At 48.4% G+C, this 16852-nt stretch carries 12 protein-coding genes and 2 riboswitches; of the genes, 4 read left to right on the top strand and 8 right to left on the bottom strand.

What is annotated here, in order from left to right; translation table 11 throughout:
* The first annotated feature begins 328 nt into the window (after window positions 1-328).
* The gene (locus tag KQI_RS0113420) at window positions 329-2527 is read left to right on the top strand and encodes a DUF6055 domain-containing protein (protein WP_010347292.1); all 2199 of its coding nucleotides are present in this window, start codon (window positions 329-331) and stop codon (window positions 2525-2527) included.
* 159 nt (window positions 2528-2686) lie between these two features.
* On the opposite strand, the gene gcvH is transcribed toward KQI_RS0113420, so the two are convergent.
* Window positions 2687-3082 carry a glycine cleavage system protein GcvH gene (gene gcvH, locus KQI_RS0113415; protein WP_010347291.1) on the bottom strand — a complete coding sequence of 132 codons (396 nt, stop codon included), beginning with the start codon at window positions 3080-3082 and terminating at the stop codon, window positions 2687-2689.
* Between the two features lie 303 nt (window positions 3083-3385).
* Window positions 3386-3574, top strand: a riboswitch (glycine riboswitch).
* Window positions 3575-3670, top strand: a riboswitch (glycine riboswitch).
* 79 nt (window positions 3671-3749) lie between these two features.
* Here gcvH and gcvT point away from each other — a divergent pair.
* The 3 genes from gcvT (at window position 3750) to gcvPB (ending at window position 7783) form a co-directional block, all read left to right on the top strand.
* Window positions 3750-4850 carry a glycine cleavage system aminomethyltransferase GcvT gene (gene gcvT, locus KQI_RS0113410; RefSeq protein ID WP_010347290.1) on the top strand — a complete coding sequence of 367 codons (1101 nt, stop codon included), beginning with the start codon at window positions 3750-3752 and terminating at the stop codon, window positions 4848-4850.
* 84 nt (window positions 4851-4934) lie between these two features.
* On the top strand, window positions 4935-6290 hold the full coding sequence (gcvPA, locus tag KQI_RS0113405) for an aminomethyl-transferring glycine dehydrogenase subunit GcvPA (protein ID WP_010347289.1): 1356 nt from the start codon (window positions 4935-4937) through the stop codon (window positions 6288-6290).
* Window positions 6287-7783, top strand: a complete 1497-nt coding sequence (gene gcvPB, locus KQI_RS0113400; protein ID WP_010347288.1) for an aminomethyl-transferring glycine dehydrogenase subunit GcvPB — start codon at window positions 6287-6289, stop codon at window positions 7781-7783. The genes gcvPA and gcvPB overlap by 4 nt, the downstream gene beginning before the upstream one ends.
* Window positions 7784-7914: 131 nt before the next feature.
* Here gcvPB and ptsP read toward each other — a convergent pair whose 3' ends face one another.
* The 7 genes from ptsP to KQI_RS0113365 form a co-directional block, all read right to left on the bottom strand.
* Window positions 7915-9627 carry a phosphoenolpyruvate--protein phosphotransferase gene (gene ptsP / locus KQI_RS0113395; protein ID WP_010347287.1) on the bottom strand — a complete coding sequence of 571 codons (1713 nt, stop codon included), beginning with the start codon at window positions 9625-9627 and terminating at the stop codon, window positions 7915-7917.
* A complete protein-coding gene (locus KQI_RS0113390) occupies window positions 9620-9895 on the bottom strand; it encodes an HPr family phosphocarrier protein (protein ID WP_010347286.1) in 276 nt (91 codons plus the stop codon). Before KQI_RS0113390 ends, ptsP begins: the two co-directional genes overlap by 8 nt.
* 123 nt (window positions 9896-10018) lie before the next feature.
* Window positions 10019-12064 carry a glucose-specific PTS transporter subunit IIBC gene (gene ptsG, locus KQI_RS0113385; protein WP_010347285.1) on the bottom strand — a complete coding sequence of 682 codons (2046 nt, stop codon included), beginning with the start codon at window positions 12062-12064 and terminating at the stop codon, window positions 10019-10021.
* A gap of 261 nt (window positions 12065-12325) precedes the next feature.
* Window positions 12326-13177 carry a glucose PTS transporter transcription antiterminator GlcT gene (glcT, locus tag KQI_RS0113380; RefSeq protein WP_010347284.1) on the bottom strand — a complete coding sequence of 284 codons (852 nt, stop codon included), beginning with the start codon at window positions 13175-13177 and terminating at the stop codon, window positions 12326-12328.
* Between the two features lie 199 nt (window positions 13178-13376).
* Window positions 13377-14918: a flotillin family protein gene (locus KQI_RS0113375; protein WP_010347283.1), complete on the bottom strand. Its 1542-nt coding sequence runs from the start codon at window positions 14916-14918 to the stop codon at window positions 13377-13379.
* A gap of 48 nt (window positions 14919-14966) precedes the next feature.
* Complete coding sequence (locus KQI_RS0113370; RefSeq protein WP_010347282.1) at window positions 14967-15485, bottom strand: NfeD family membrane protein; 519 nt, start codon at window positions 15483-15485, stop codon at window positions 14967-14969.
* A gap of 171 nt (window positions 15486-15656) precedes the next feature.
* Window positions 15657-16820 (bottom strand): iron-containing alcohol dehydrogenase, encoded by a 1164-nt coding sequence (locus KQI_RS0113365; protein WP_010347281.1) that lies wholly within the window; start codon window positions 16818-16820, stop codon window positions 15657-15659.
* Between the last annotated feature and the right edge of the window lie 32 nt (window positions 16821-16852).

Genomic DNA, 16852 nt, shown 5'->3' with positions numbered 1-16852 from the left:
GGAGAAAACACACGTAATTTCGTCTGCCCAAAAAACAACAATAAGTGGGGCTGTCCCAAAAGCAGACTTTGGTAAGTCACGAAGTCTCCCTATTGAAATTTCTTCTTTTTTATGCTTGGAAATACAAACCATAAAATTGTATATTCATACATTAATGTATTCACTTTTCTGTTGGTCAACCGATAAAAATAATAGGAGAATTCTTTTTTTCCTGAAATGAAGAGAAAGGGGGTGCATTGACAACGCTCCAAGAGCATGGCTTATAAAGACCATGAACAGAAAAAGGATTTGCAAAACAAAATGAGGGTTACACAGAAAGGAGAAAAAAATGAAGAAGAAACATATGACAAGAAAAACAAGAAAAGAGCGTGCGCTTGCAGCAGGAGTGAGTGCCTTGGCCATGACACTGGCATTTACCGGGGGGCTGTCTCTGCATACGCAGAGCGTATCGGCTCAAAGTGAGCCGGAAGTAAACATGGTTGCTGATTCACTTAGCGAGAGCCGAAATGTGGTAGAAGCAACCTACGCGGTAGAAACAGCCTACACGTTAAAAGCAGCCTACTCTGTACGCGGTGTTCATAATGATGCGGAAGTGATTTCCAAAGCAAATGCCAATGTATACGAATCGGAGCATTTTCAGTTCCTATGGGGAAACGGTGGGGAATATAAAAAAGTAACCAAGGCTTTCCTCGAGGGAAATGCAAAGATTTTGGAGGATAACTGGGATTTATACATCAATAAGCTTAAAATGACACAGCCTACTCGTTCGGTTAATGAGTGGATGCGCGATAATAAAGATTACAAGGTCAACGTGGTCATTCTGGGAACCGGGCTTCATCTCTACGAGGGGGGATGGGCTTTTGCCGGGCTTGACTCAGAGGGGTATCCATACTTGATGTGCGCTCCGGATGCCATGAGTCCCAGATTGCAACCAGGTTTGCCGGTTCCTCACGAATTTGGACATGTAGTACAATTTGCCCAAGGAAGCAACAGTTGGAGAGGAAATGATTACCTTGGCCCTTGGAGCGAAGCCGTGGGCAACTGGTTCCGCGAGGAATATACGTCCAGTGACGCTTATAAACAACAGTCAGGAACGGAAGGAGCAACCGACTTTTCCGCTCTATATTTACGTGCAAGCACGTTGACCGCCGTAAATGGGCGGGCATATTACGAAGCCTGGCCGCTCCTGAAATACCTTGAGGAAAATCCGGATGGCTTACCGGGTTACGGATCGGGTTTTGTCGCAAAGCTGCTGCAGTCCGGGAAACCGGAAAACCCAACGGAGTCCATCTATGAGGTGATCCAAAGAATTAATCCTCAAGTAAAGGTGCAGGAGATGGTTGGCCGTTTTGCCAGCAGAATGGCTACTTTTGATTTCCGTAATCAGAAGCTCTACAAGCGCAATGTCGAGAACATGCTCAGGTACGGAGAACTATATTGGCAGCAGTATTATACGATGATGCTTAAAGTGGATGGAAGTGATAATGTCTATACCATTCCTTCTGAGCGTGCCCCTCAGGCTACCGGCTACAACATCATCCCGCTTGATGTGAAGATTCCTGCAAACGCTTCCTCCACCACAGTACGAGTCAAATTGGATGGTTTGGCTAAACAAAACGGTGCTGGCTGGCAAGCATATCTGATCGTTGAAAATAGGAATGGGGAAAGCCGGTATAGCCGTTCTTTCGGTAACGGGGAGTCCATCCAGGAAGAAGTCTCCAACGGGGAAAAAGCTTATTTGAGCGTGGCGGCAACCCCTACGTTGGAAAGCATGCAAAAAACCAAAATAGGTATTGGAAGCTGGCAAAGAAAGTTCTCTGAAAAAAATATTCCTTTCGAATCAAAACCGCAATATCCTTATCAAGTCACCTTGGAAAATGCTGAACCGCAAATGCGTAAGGTTGAAGAAAGTAGCGGCATCAGGGGGCATGTACACAGAAATGGTGGAGGCTTCGTAGCCGATACCGCTCGGGTCGATGATAGTGTCTATGTGGCTAAGAATGCCAAGGTTCTTGACAATGCGACTGTGACCGGGAATGTCCGCATTGAAGATTCTGCTGTGGTGCGCGGTGCCGCAAGAGTAAGCGGCTCAGTCAAGATTACAGACTATGCGCTGGTGCGTGGAAACGCCCAGATCGGTGAATCCGCTACCCTAAGCGGGTATGCGATTGCGGACGGTTCTGCAAAAATAACAGGTCATGGTCATGTAGGGGATCAAGCCGTTGTTACTGAACAAGCAGAAGTTTCAGAATATGGACAGGTGGTTGAAAGCGCTTTAGTGAAGGGGTATTATACGGTGAGCGGTCATGCCGTAGTTAAGGGGCTTTCGATTGGTCACGGTGGGGCCAGCAAGCGAGAACATGGTGGAGCCACCGGACAGGCTGTTACTTACGGCGATTTCTTCGATGATATGGGATATACCATAAGTGGTGGTTCCTTTGCAGGCTATGAAAGTCTGGAGGCCTCTGTGAAAAATTTCAGGGACGGCTATGCTCGGACAGACGGCAAGGGCGGCTATATGCGCTAAAATGGCCAGTCCGCAAACTAGAGTTTAAACGCCGGATACCGGCATGAACAAAACGAAAAATATTTGATATAAAATGACCTCATCCTCCACTAACACTTCACCATGGAATATGAGGTCATTTTTGGCTTATCCATAATTCGAGACTATATGACTTTATTATTACTCATCGACAGTCAATTTCTTGTACTCATCCGCTGACAAAAGCTTGCCCAGCGCTTCCTCCACATTGTTGCCGATCTCCACTTCGATCATCCAGCCATTTTCATAGGGAGATTCGTTCACCAACTCAGGCGTACGTTCCAGCGCTTCATTTACCCTCAATACAATTCCCGTCACTGGAGCAAAAAGATCGGATACCGTCTTCACCGATTCAATCGTACCAACCTCCGCTCCTTGTTCAATCGTTGCTCCCTTCTCAGGCAACTCCACAAAAACAATGTCACCCAGTTGATGCTGTGCAAAGTCTGTAATACCAATCCGCACTGTTCCATCTTCTGTGCGCTTAACCCACTCATGCTCCTCCGTATACCAAAACTGCTGTTTCACTTCGCTCATCCTGCTTTCGCCTCACTTCCAAGGGAATGTAATTGCTTCTGCTCACCTATACTAGACAGGATAAGATTATGACAACAAGAACATCCATGTCAATAATACTAACAAAAATACTTCACATCACTTAAAAAAGCGTTGTAGATAAAAATATGACTAGGTATAACAAACGCTTACATATCCTTATTTATGTATTAAATGTTTTTCAGGTTGATTTTCATGACATTTTTATTGACATTTTGAATGAATTTGCGTATTAATGGGTTATAGCCAATGCTTGTGGAAACACCCCGACAACTGCAAACGCGGATGAACGTTGAGGGAGAGACTACCAGAATTCGCATAGCTGCTACCGCTTAATGAGACAGAGGTACATGCGAATCGGATCATGTTGTTATCTATATCCATCGGTAACATACAATATTCCCAAAGGTAGCGCCGAAGGAGTAAACCTGCACGGCAGGTGAATCTCTCAGGCAAAAGGACCTCTGCCGGACGCATCTCTGGAGAGCATTCGCCATGGAGCGAATCACCCAAGAGGAAACCTGGTACATACCGGGGTAACTTTCAGGTATCAAGGACAGAGCTGAAAAAAGAGTATGGACCGCCGTCTATACGTTTTTTTCGGCCTGTCTTTTTTGTTTAGCCGATCACACCGGATAGGAGTGGAAAAATGACTAACTTGCGCAAAACGCCGCTGTATTCGTCTTATGGAACGCTGCCGGGGGTCCGTTGTATTGACTTTGGAGGCTGGGAGCTCCCTGTACAGTTTAGCGGCATTCAAAAGGAGCATGAGGCCGTCCGCCAACATGCTGGATTATTCGATGTATCGCATATGGGCGAGTTTTTGGTTGAAGGCAAAGAAGCCCGAGCTTTTCTGCAACGGGTAACGACAAACGATGTCAGCCAGTTGGAACCGGGCCAGGCCCAATACTCGCTCCTATGCTACCCCGATGGAGGTGTGGTAGACGACCTGCTAGTGTACTGCAAAGGGCCGGAGCGCTACATGCTCGTTGTGAATGCCTCCAACATCGACAAGGATTGGGATTGGCTTATGCGCCATGTGCCTGCATCCGTTCATTTGGAAAATGTGTCAGATGCCATAGCATTGCTGGCGCTGCAAGGACCGGAAGCTGCACATATACTAGCAGCCGTGACAAATACGGATATTGCTAATCTGGCATCCTTCCGATTCCGTGAGAACGTGCAGCTGTTCGGAGTGAAGGCACTCGTGTCCCGTACCGGATATACGGGTGAGGATGGCTTTGAAATGTATATACCTGCAGCGGGAGCAGCGGCTATATGGGAAGGATTGCTTCGCACGGGTGAGTCGTATGGTCTGGTTCCCGCCGGGCTTGGTGCCCGGGATACGCTGCGCTTTGAGGCACGGCTGCCGTTATACGGACAGGAGCTATCTGCCACGATTTCACCGCTCGAGGCTGGCTTGGGCTTTTTCGTTAAGCTGGGCAAGGGAGATTTTATCGGCAGAGAAGCGCTGCAACGCCAGAAGGAGCAAGGAATTCCCCGCAAGCTGATCGGACTGGAATTGCTGGATCGCGGCATCCCGCGTGCCCATTACCCGGTATTCGCAGAAGGACAGCTAATCGGCGAGGTTACAACAGGAACCCAGTCGCCAACCTTAAAGCGTAATCTGGGTCTGGCCCTGGTGGACAGCCGGTTTAGTGCCCTGTCCACACCGCTGGAGGTCGAGATCCGTGGCAAACGCCTGCGCGCCGAGGTGGTAGCAGCACCCTTTTATAAACGTTCACGCTGATTCCAGACTCTTTTCATTTCTATAAGGCGAACAAGGAGATCATTTACGATTTTACATTTTGCTTTTCAAAAGGAGCCAGAACCTATGAAGCAGCATCGCTATCTGCCCATGACCGAACAGGACCAAACCGAAATGCTGCGTGTGGTCGGCGTATCGTCCATTGACGATTTATTCAGTGATATTCCAGAAGAAATCCGATATCAGGGCGAGCTGCCCATGTCCTCTCGACTGGATGAAAGAGCCTTAACCCGCCATCTGGCCGAACTGGCCGGGCATAATGCCAACACAGACACACATGCCAGCTTTCTTGGTGCAGGGATTTATGATCATCATATTCCGTCCGTCATTCAGCACATCACTTCGCGCTCGGAATTTTACACCGCCTACACTCCTTATCAGCCAGAGGTAAGCCAGGGTGAGCTACAGGCCATATTCGAATTTCAATCGTATATTTGCGAATTAACAGGCATGGCTGTAGCCAATGCCAGCATGTATGATGGAGCGACTGCGCTGGCAGAGGCGGGCTCACTGGCCGCCTCTGCCACCCGCCGCAAGCAGCTTATCGTATCACGGACCGTCCACCCGGAGGCACGTCAGGTATTGGCTGCCTATGCCCGCGGGCTAGGCTTGGACATCGTGGAGATTGGCTATTCGGAAGGTGTAACGGATGCGCAGGCATTGGCAGCGGCCGTATCGGAACAGACGGCGGCGGTTTTGGTGCAAAGTCCCAACTTTTTCGGAGCCGTGGAAAATGTAAAGCCGATGGCTGATCTGATCCATGCGCACCAAGGGCTTATGGTTGTCAGCGCCAATCCGCTGGCACTTGGCTTGCTGGAGACGCCTGGCAAGCAGGGTGCGGATATTGTCGTAGGAGACGCACAGCCGCTTGGCATCTCTTCCTCCCTCGGCGGTCCGACCTGCGGTTACTTTGCCGTTTCACAAGCGCATATGCGCCGTATCCCCGGGCGTATTGTAGGCCAAACGACAGATCGCAATGGCAAACGCGGCTTCGTGCTGACCTTGCAGGCACGGGAACAGCATATCCGCCGTGAAAAAGCCACGTCCAACATTTGCTCCAATCAAGCATTGCTTGCTTTATCTGCATCTGTGTATTTGTCCATTATGGGTAGACAGGGCATGCGGGAAGTCGCCGAGCTGAATTTGCATAAAAGCCGCTATGCATTAGAGCAATTGCTAAGTTTGAAGGGTGTAACTGCTTCCTTTAACGCGCCGACCTTTAATGAGTTTGCCCTTAAGCTGCCTGAGGGTACGGATATGAACAAGCTCCAGGCCGGATTGCTTGATGCAGGATTTATCGGCGGCTATGAGTTGGGCCGGAACTACGAGGAGCTTGCCGGTCACATGCTGATTGCCGTGACAGAGCAAAGAACCAAAGAAGAAATCGACCAATTTGCACACACCTTGGGGGGATTGCTATGACACACACCGGACAAGATCAGAAGCAAGGGTTGTTAAAGGAACATGATCAATCACTCATTTTTGAATTGAGCCGTCCGGGCCGTATCGCCTATTCCCTTCCCGAATGCGACGTTCCCCGGCGCCCGCTGGCAGAGCTTTTGCCGGATTATGCGCTGCGCAGTGAGCCTGCGGCATTGCCAGAGGTATACGAAGTAGACGTTATTCGCCATTATACCGCCTTGTCCCGGCGCAATTTTGGCGTGGACAACGGATTTTATCCGCTCGGCTCCTGTACGATGAAATACAATCCGAAGGTAAACGAGGATGTCGCCCGTTATGCAGGCTTCGCCAAGATTCATCCGTATCAGCCTGAGGATAGCATCCAGGGTGCCATGGAGCTGCTGCATACGCTCCAAAACGATCTGGCCGCGTTAACCGGCATGGATGCCGTCACCCTTCAGCCCGCAGCGGGCGCCCATGGCGAATGGACCGGGCTGATGATGATCCGCTCCTACCATGAAGCCCGTGGTGAGCGACGTACCAAGGTACTCGTGCCGGATTCCTCGCACGGAACGAACCCCGCCAGTGCAACCGTCGCGGGCTTCGAAACGGTCACCCTTCCCTCCACCCCGCAGGGGCTGGTGGATCTGGACGCGCTGCGTCAAGCCGTAGGCAACGACACCGCTGCGCTCATGCTGACTAACCCGAACACGCTTGGCCTGTTCGAGAAGCAGATCGCTGACATTGCTGCGATTGTGCATGAAGCCGGAGGCCTGCTCTACTATGACGGCGCGAATTCCAACGCCATCATGGGCATTACCCGCCCTGGGGATATGGGCTTCGATGTCGTGCATCTCAATTTGCACAAAACGATGAGTACCCCGCATGGCGGAGGCGGCCCCGGCGCAGGACCTGTCGGCGTGAAGCAGCGGCTCATTCCCTATTTGCCCAAACCGATGGTTGTGCGTGATCCGCAGGGGACGTATCGCTGGGACCGGGAGCAGGGAGATTCCATCGGACGAGTCAAAGCCTTTTACGGTAATTTCGGCATTCTCGTCCGTGCTTATGCCTATATTCGCAGCTATGGCCCTGACGGCTTGAAGCGGGTATCTGAATGCGCCGTACTGAATGCCAATTATATGATGCATCGGCTGGCTCCGTATTTCGATCTTCCCTACCCGGGCCACTGCAAGCACGAATTCGTAATGTCTGGACGGAATTTGAAAAAATTTGGAGTGCGTACGCTGGATGTTGCCAAACGATTGCTCGATTTCGGCTACCATCCACCTACGATTTATTTTCCACTGAATGTAGAGGAATGTATCATGATTGAGCCGACGGAAACGGAAAGCAAGGAAACGCTTGATGGTTTTATCGACACCATGATTCAGATTTCGCGAGAAGCGGAGGAAAATCCTGAGTTGGTGCTTAATGCACCCTATACTACGCCGGTCACACGCCTGGACGAAACCACTGCTGCTCGTAAGCCTGTACTGAACTGCTCGTGCAGCTAAAAGTAAATTTAATCTAAAGCATGCAAAAAAGAAGCATACAAAAGAGCCGGTATCTGTTAAGATACCGGCTGCTGTATGTACACAGCAATTTTTTGTTGGAAAAAGATATAACCCTTAAAAATGTGATACCCTTAGCCTTCAATGCTTTGAACCAATTCAACAACCTGTTCGGCTGTTTGCATGTCCAAAGCTTTTGCAGCCAGTTTTTCCATGTCCGCACGAGACAATTTGGAGATTAGACTGCGTGCTGGCAGAATGGAAGTTGCGCTCATACTGAACTCATCGAGTCCCAGTCCCAGCAGCAACGGAATTGCTGTCGCATCCCCTGCCATTTCGCCACACATACCAGCCCAACGTCCTTCACGATGAGCCGCATCGATAACCATTTTCACCAGACGCAGAATGGATGGATTGTATGGTTGATACAAGTAAGACACGCGTTCGTTCATACGGTCTGCAGCCATTGTGTATTGGATCAGGTCGTTCGTACCGATACTGAAGAAATCAACTTCTTTGGCGAATTGGTCAGCCAATACCGCTGTAGAAGGAATTTCTACCATGATGCCCAACTGAATTTCTTCAGATACGGCTACACCTTCGGCCACCAACTTTTCCTTTTCCTCCAGCAAAACAGCTTTTGCTTCACGGAATTCGTTCAGTGTAGCAATCATCGGGAACATGATGCGCAGGTTACCGTGTACACTTGCCCGCAACAAAGCACGCAATTGAGTACGGAAAATATCCTGACGATCCAGACACAGACGAATCGCACGGAATCCGAGGAACGGATTCATTTCTTTCGGCAGATCCAGATAAGGAAGTTCTTTGTCGCCACCGATGTCCAGCGTGCGGACTACAACCGGTTTGCCTTCCATTTTTTCCAGAACGGTTTTGTATGCTGTGTACTGTACTTCTTCAGATGGAAGCTTATCGCGTCCCATATACAAGAATTCTGTACGATACAAGCCGACGCCTTCACCACCGTTATCCAGAACACCAGCTACATCGTTAGGCGTACCGATATTGGCTGCCAATTCGACATGGACACCATCGACAGAAACTGTAGCTTCGCCGCGCAGCTTTCGCCACTCTTCGCGCTGCTTGTCGTATGCCACTTGTTTAGCACGGTATTCTGCAACGATCTCTTCAGAAGGATTCACGAATACGTGTCCATCCAGACCATCAACGATAATCAAATCGCCGCTTTTAGCTTGGGACAATATATTTTTGGTTCCTACAACCGCAGGAATTTCAAGTGAGCGAGCCATGATAGCCGAATGCGAAGTACGTCCGCCGATATTTGTTGCAAAGCCTTTAACAAATTCACGATTCAGCTGGGCTGTGTCGGAAGGTGTCAAATCTTCTGCAAGTACAATCGTTTCTTCGGCAATTTCTGCAGGGCTGACAAAATGAACACCAAGCAGATGATTGAGCACCCGTTTGGTTACATCACGCATGTCAGACGCGCGTTCTTGCAAATATGCACTTTTCATGTTTTCAAACATAGAAATAAACTGTGTAGCTACTTCATCCAAAGCATAGTCAGCATTAAGCTGCTCATCTTTGATTTTAGCTTTTACTGGATCGATCAGTTCAGGATCATTCAGGATCAACAGGTGAGAAGCAAAGATTTCTGCTTTTTTCTCGCCCAGTTCCTTTAATGTTTTCTCCTTAATCGTTTCCAATTCAGTTTGAGATTCGGCCAAAGCCGCATCCAATCTTGCGATTTCAGCTTCAACATCACCAACCGCGCGTCTCTCTACAGCGTAATTCGGATGCTCCAAAATAAACGCCCGGGCAATAGCAATGCCTGCCGAAGCGGCAATCCCGGAGATCTTAAGCATGAACTTCGCCCAGCCCTTCGTTAACGATTACATTTTCAAGAGCTTTCAAAGCTTCAGCAGCTTCAGCGCCTTCACAGATGATATTGATGATATCACCTTGCTCCAGACCCAGGGACAATACACCCAGAATGGATTTCAAAGTTACTTTTTTACCATTAGCTTCGGCAAAAGATTCAGCACCGCTGAATTTGTTAGCTGTATTTACCAGCGCAGTTGCAGGACGTGCATGGATACCATCTTCATCTGTAATTCTGAAAGTTGTTTGCATAGATTTGTTCCTCCCACTTTTCTAAAAATATATTTGTTTACACGCAGTATAATACGTGCAGTGAAACCGGGCAATGATCAGACGGACTAAGCCGCCTAATCATTAAACCGAAACACATAGAGTTTATTTTATCGTAATTATACCATCTTCGCCAGCCTTCAATACTCCTGTTTTGTTTAAAGTTACTGAAGCACCTTCTGGAAGGTTGGTAAAAATGACAGGTGAAATGATGGATTTAGCGTTTGCCTTCACGTATTCCAGATCAATTTTCATGATTGGCTGACCGGCTGACACAAGATCGCCTTCGTTCACCAAAACGTCAAATCCTTGTCCTTTCAGCTTCACTGTGTTCACTCCGATATGAACAAGCACTTCTTTACCGCCATCCGATTGAATACCAACCGCATGCTTGCTTGGGAATACATTGAATACTTTACCATAAACAGGGGATACAATCGTTCCATCATTTGGCACGACTGCAAAACCGTCACCTGTCATACGCTCTGCAAATACCGGATCGGGAACTGTAGAAATATCAACCAATTCGCCATTAACAGGCATTACGATATCTTCTACAATAATCGTTTGCTTTTGTTCTCCGGCTTCCTTTTCCTCTTGTGGAGCTGGTTGTGCTGGAGCAGGTGCAGGCGTACGTCCCGCCATGATATCAGCCATTTGAGTTTTAATCGTATCGGAACGTGTACCGAAAATCGCCTGTACGTTATTGCCGACTTCAAGAACACCCGATGCACCAAGCTGTTTCAAACGAGCTTTGTCAACGTTCGATTTCTCATTAACCTCGATCCGAAGACGTGTAATACAAGCATCCAGATGCTTGATATTTGAAGAACCACCGAAAGCGGCCAAAATGTTGTGTGGCAGATCATCACTACTTCCGGTTGCAACGCTATCCACATTGTCTGTAGCTTCTTCACGGCCTGGTGTTTTCAGGTTGAACTTCCGTATGATGAATCGGAATCCGAAGTAGTAAATCACCGCCAAAATCAGTCCGACGATGATGACATACCACCAAGGCGTACGAGTTGGAATAATCCCGAAAATCAAGAAGTCAATAAATCCGCCCGAGAACGTCATACCGATTTTAACATTCAAAATTTGCATGGTCATGAATGACAGACCTGCAAAAATACAGTGAACCGCGAACAACAGTGGAGCAACGAACAGGAAGGAGAATTCCAGCGGCTCCGTAATCCCTGTCAGGAACGAAGTCAATGCTGCTGAACCCATAATACCTGCTACATATTTTTTGTGCTCAGGTCTTGCTTCATGGTACATCGCAAGCGCAGCGGCTGGCAAACCGAACATCATGAATGGGAATTTACCTACCTGGAACGTACTTGCTGTCAAGGTCACTCCGTCACGAAGCTGGTTAAAGAAGATCTGCTGGTCACCATGAATCGTTTGACCCGCTTTATTCACATATTCCCCGAACTCAAACCAAAACGGTGAGTACCAGATGTGATGCAAACCGAAAGGAATAAGCGCGCGTTCGATAACCCCAAAAATGAAAGCGGCCAGTGTCGGATTAGAATCAACCATGAAGTGAGATACGGTGTTCAGTCCGTGCTGTACGGGAGGCCATACAATGACCAACAGTAGTCCAATCAGCAACGAGGATAATGCCGTTGCAATCGGAACAAAGCGCTTGCCTGCGAAAAAGCCCAAATACGAAGGCAGCTCAATTTTGAAAAAGCGGTTGTACATGGCTGCGGCCAGAATACCGATGATAATCCCGCCGAATACCCCTGTTTGAAGCGTTGGGATGCCGAGCACATTTGCATAACCAGGAACTTTTTGGGCAATCAGACCCGGTGTGACACCAACGGCTGTTCCCAGTGTAATATTCATTACAAGGTAACCGATGATCGCAGCCAAACCTGCTACACCCTCACCGCCTGCCAGACCGACGGCTACGCCGACTGCAAACAACAATGCCAGATTATCAAAAACGATTTGTCCGGCATTCATCATGATCGTCGCAACTGATTGTACCCAGCCCGCATTTAACGCAGGAATGTACTGGAGAAAATCAGGGTTGACCAGCATGTTACCAATCCCCAATAAAAGTCCCGCAGCTGGCAAAATAGCTACAGGAAGCATCAAAGCTTTGCCGACACGCTGTAAAACGCCGAAAAGCTTTTTAAACATACGTTCCACTTCCTTCTCTAAAAAATTTAGAATGCAGAGGCAAAACAACAAAAAAGGCATGAGCCGATTTAAGTATGTTTGAAGACAACCTTGGGATATAGCTTACCCCGGTAGGCTGTAAACAATCATAACTTAAAACAACTCATGCCTGATCGAATCAGTAACACGTTAATATGTTCAATTGTTGTCTTGCTCATTACAACGTTGATTATAGCACCCTGTTAACAGTGAGGCAATACTTTTTTATTTCCCGGGTCATAATTACTCTCCTTGCTCTTTGCGCTGGGACAATCGCTGCAGATGCATCGTCAAATAGCTGACCTCAGCCGGATACACAGGCTTACGAAGCCTTTTCTCCATAATTTTTGTGAGCTTCCAGGCCAGCATATACATTTCCGGATACTCCTCATTCAGAAGCTTGTCCAAACGATAAATCTCCTGCACAATTTCACCCCGGCGCACCCGTTCAATGGCAAATCTCAGATGAGTCAGCAGGCGGGAATAATCGAGGGACAGGAGAGGAATACGATAATCGAGAGTAGTCTCGACTACCTGAACCATATCAGCGATCAGACGTGAATCCTTCCTAACCTCAGAAATATGCTGGTTGGTCATGGCACTATAAATATGCAGGGCCACAAAACCGATTTCATCTTCCCCCAAATCCACGTCCATCTTATCCCTGATTAAAGAAACGGCCTGTTCAGCCATCTTGTATTCCTGAGGATAGATCTCCCTGGTTTCGTACAGAAACGGATTATGAATCGTAATCCCTTGTTTCTGACGGTTGATGGAAAAAGCGATGTGGTCGGTTAAAGCAATTAATATGTGCTCATTCAAAGGCTTCTTTGCTTGAAGCTGAACAAGATGAAGCACTTCACCGATGACCTCAATGAGCTTTTCATCCAGCTCAGGAAGCAATCGCTTGTATTGCTCCTGCTCTTCATGGCTTTTTAATATAAATAATTTTTCAACTGAATCCAACGTTATAAGATCGCCGGCTTTGCGATTGAAACCGATTCCTTTTCCAATCACGACAACCTCATCATGTTCGGGATGCATTCCTATAATCACATTGTTATTCAGCGCTTTCGCCACTTGTAGGCTGCTCACATCCGCACCTCTTTTTATCAGAACCTTGATCCTAAGAATTATAGCATGCTGCTCAGAGGAATCCACGTTAAAGTACCAAATATTCCGCTAAAGGTCAATAAAAAGAAAACGCTTTTCATCACAATTGCCAGGAAAAGCTGTGATGAAAAGCGGTCTTTCTGCTTCTGTTCAGGAGCAACTGCTCCCAGAAGACTTGCGGTTATTTTTTATCTGTTGTTGGAGCTACCTCAACCGGGGCATGAATGTGCAGCTGCTTATCAGCTTCTTCAGCAGATGATACAGCATGAAGTCCATTTTTCCCAGTGGTCAGTCCCTTAATTAACTGCTCCACATCGATACCGGATACACTCTTAAGCATCTCGGGAGCCGTGGACATCAACTCTGTGACATAATTGCTGACACGTGCTGCTCCTTCCCCTTTGCCTGTATCAACCACCGTCAGTTTATCAATAGACGCAATCGGTTCGGCAATACGTCCAGCCAGATCAGGCAGCATTTTCACGATAATATCGAGCACGGCGGCCTCTCCAAACTTCTGGAACGCCTCCGCCAATTTTTCCTTGGCCTCCGCTTCTGCCAAACCACGCAAACGGATGACGTCTGCGTCTGCCGTACCCTTCGCACGTTCCGCGTCCGCTTCGGCTTGCCCGTTCAGGCGTTTTTGCTCAGCTGATGCTTTAGCCTGTGTCTCAATCGAGTATTGCAATGATTCTGCTTCGCGCATTTTACGCGATTTGTCCGCTTCCGCAGCCTGCTCTACGGCATACCGATCGGCTTCCGCCTTCTTTTTCACTTCCGCATCATATTGCTTTTCACGAACCTGAATTTCCTTGGTTTGAAGATCAATCTCCCGCTCCTTGCGGACCAGTTCAACCTTCATCTGCTCCTCAACAGCAGTTTGCTTGGCACGAGCCTCCTGAATATGATAAGCCTGATCAGCGTCAGCCTTGGCTGTATCCTGCTCTTTCTTAAACGCAGCCACTTTCAGCTCCTTCTCCTTGGCTGCCTCGGCAATATTCGTGTCCCGCAGCAGCTCTGCCTTCTGGCCTTCCTGCTCTGCACGCGCCTTCTGAATCCGGGCATCCCGCACAGCCTCGGCTTCCGCAATTTCTGCATCCCGTTTTACAGCAGCAATTCTCGGTTTACCGAGCGCATCCAGATATCCATGTTTGTCACGCACATCCTTGATGGTGAATGACACAATTTGCAGCCCCATCTTTTTCAGATCGCGAGCAGCTACGCCCTGTACTTCCTGGGCGAATCGGTCCCGATTACGGTACACTTCCTCCACTGTCATCGAGCCGAGGATCGCACGCAAATGCCCTTCCAGCACTTCCTGCGCCTCTCCCCTCAGAGCCTCCAGCGGCTTGCCGATGAATTGCTCCGCTGCTGTCGCCACATCCTCAATGGAACTGCCGACCTTAATAATTGCTACACCGTCAGCAATCACCGGAACCCCTTGCTCCGTATATACTTCCGGTGTGGTTACATCGAGTTTGTGGGACAAGAGAGAAATAAATTCGGATTGCTGAAAAATAGGCCAAATAAAGGCCCCTCCACCACGCACAATTTTAATTTTACGGCCGGATTCATCCTCGGAAATATTTTTGCTTCCCAGAAAAGAACCTGTCACGATCATCCCTTCATCCGGTCCTACTGTTTTGTAGCGGGCCCAAAAAGCGATCCCTAATATGACAATAACGATGACAACAATCCCAGGGACCAGTACAACATCCTGCAAACTTGACACTCCCGTTCACGCTCCCTTCAAGTTAAGCGAATGCGCCGTCTATGTGTCCAGGTATGCTACACGGACGACGCCCTCTGCGACCTCAACCACGACAATACGGGTCCCCGCAGCCAGCGGCTTGTGATCAAAGCTCGATGCCGTATGTATGGTGTTGCTTGCACCAAAGCGGATCATAACCTCCCCGTAACCAACCTCCGGTACCGGAATGGTGACCTCACCGATCCTGCCAGTCAGCTCACGCATAGAGAAGCCGCTGGATACCTCTGAGTTCGCCATTGGCTTGATAAACGCAAAAAACACGAGTACTCCAATGATAAATGCAACACAAAAAGCAAGCACAACGACCCAGCCCGTGCTTAGCCCTGTATATTTCGTCAATAGTACACCAGCCCCGCCAAAAGCAGTCATGGCTCCAAGCAAAACGACAGGTCTGAACCAGTCAAGGCCCGGCAGCTCCAACGCCCCATCCAGCCAACTACCGAGTACATCCCCGATCAGCACACTGACCACCGTAAAGATAGCGCCCCCTGCCAATAACCACCAAAATATGGTTTCCATGCGACTCCTCCTTCCATGCACCTTTTCAGTCTGGTTTCCAGCCTATAACTATGTTTACGTATTCAACCTGAAAAAGTTTCAAAATTTTCCTCCCATATCTCATAAAACCCAAAAAAGCACGTTTCTACGTCAAATGACGTATAAACGTGCTTGAAGTGATCCGAAACCGAGTTACAGGGAAGCGTTGTAAATTTCCACTACATCTTCACGATTGAGCTTGTTAAAGCCACCGAAAGCTCCAAATTTCACAGCTTTATCCGCCATAACATCGATCTTGGAAGCATCGATATCGTAATCTGCCAGACGGCTTGGCGCACCAATCGAGTTCCAGAAATTACGCAAGGCCTGAATACCTTCCAACGCTACTTCTTCATCACTCTTGCCTTCCGGGTTCACATGGAATACATTCACAGCCAGTTGCTTGAAGCGTTCAGGCTTCACATGCAGATTATGCTTCATCCAATTCGGGAACAGAATAGCCAGTCCTCCGCCATGCGGAATATCATACACAGCAGACACAGCATGCTCAATATTATGAGTAGCCCAGTCACCTGTCAGCCCCATGTTCAGGAAGCCGTTTAGCGCCATCGTACCACAATACATGATCGTTTCACGCAACTCGTAGTTCTCCAGATCGTCAACCAGACCCGGAGCAGCATCAATAACCGTACGCAAAAGCGTCTCACACCAGCCCAGTTGAACCGGCGTATTGGATTCCAAATGGAAATAATGCTCCAGCGTATGTGACATCATATCCACCATTCCGTAAACGGTTTGATCTCGTGGCAGAGAGTACGTGTTCACCGGATCGAGAATGGAAAACGCAGGGAACGCATATACGCTGCCCCATCCCAATTTCTCCTGTGTTTTTTCATTCGTAATGACAGAACCTGCGTTCATTTCGGAACCGGTTGCTGCCATCGTCAGCACTGTACCTAATGGCAAGGCCGCCTTTGCCGTCGCTTTGCGCTCCGCAAAATCCCACATGTCGCCATCGTATTTTGCGCCGACCGCGATGGCCTTGGAGCAATCCAGCACACTACCGCCGCCCACAGCCAATACGAGATCGATTTGATGTGTTTTACACAATTCCACGCCTTTATGTACGGTGGACAAGCGAGGATTGGGTTCTACACCTGCCAGTTCCGTTACCTCTGCGCCAATTTCACCAAGCAAGCTTATTACATTATCATACAAGCCGCTGCGCTTAATACTGCCGCCGCCATATACAAGCAATACACGTTTACCATATTTGGGAACTTCACGCTTGAGAGCTTCCAATTGCCCTTTACCGAAGATCAATTGTGTCGGATTATAGAATTCAAATGCTTTCATCGCAAACGCTCGCCTCCAATTTTTTAAAGTTT

The organism is Paenibacillus peoriae KCTC 3763 (genome assembly GCF_000236805.1).
In the GTDB taxonomy this organism is placed as follows: domain Bacteria; phylum Bacillota; class Bacilli; order Paenibacillales; family Paenibacillaceae; genus Paenibacillus; species Paenibacillus peoriae.
Note: the sequence above shows the minus strand (reverse complement) of the source record. Positions and strands in the feature narration are given on the sequence as shown.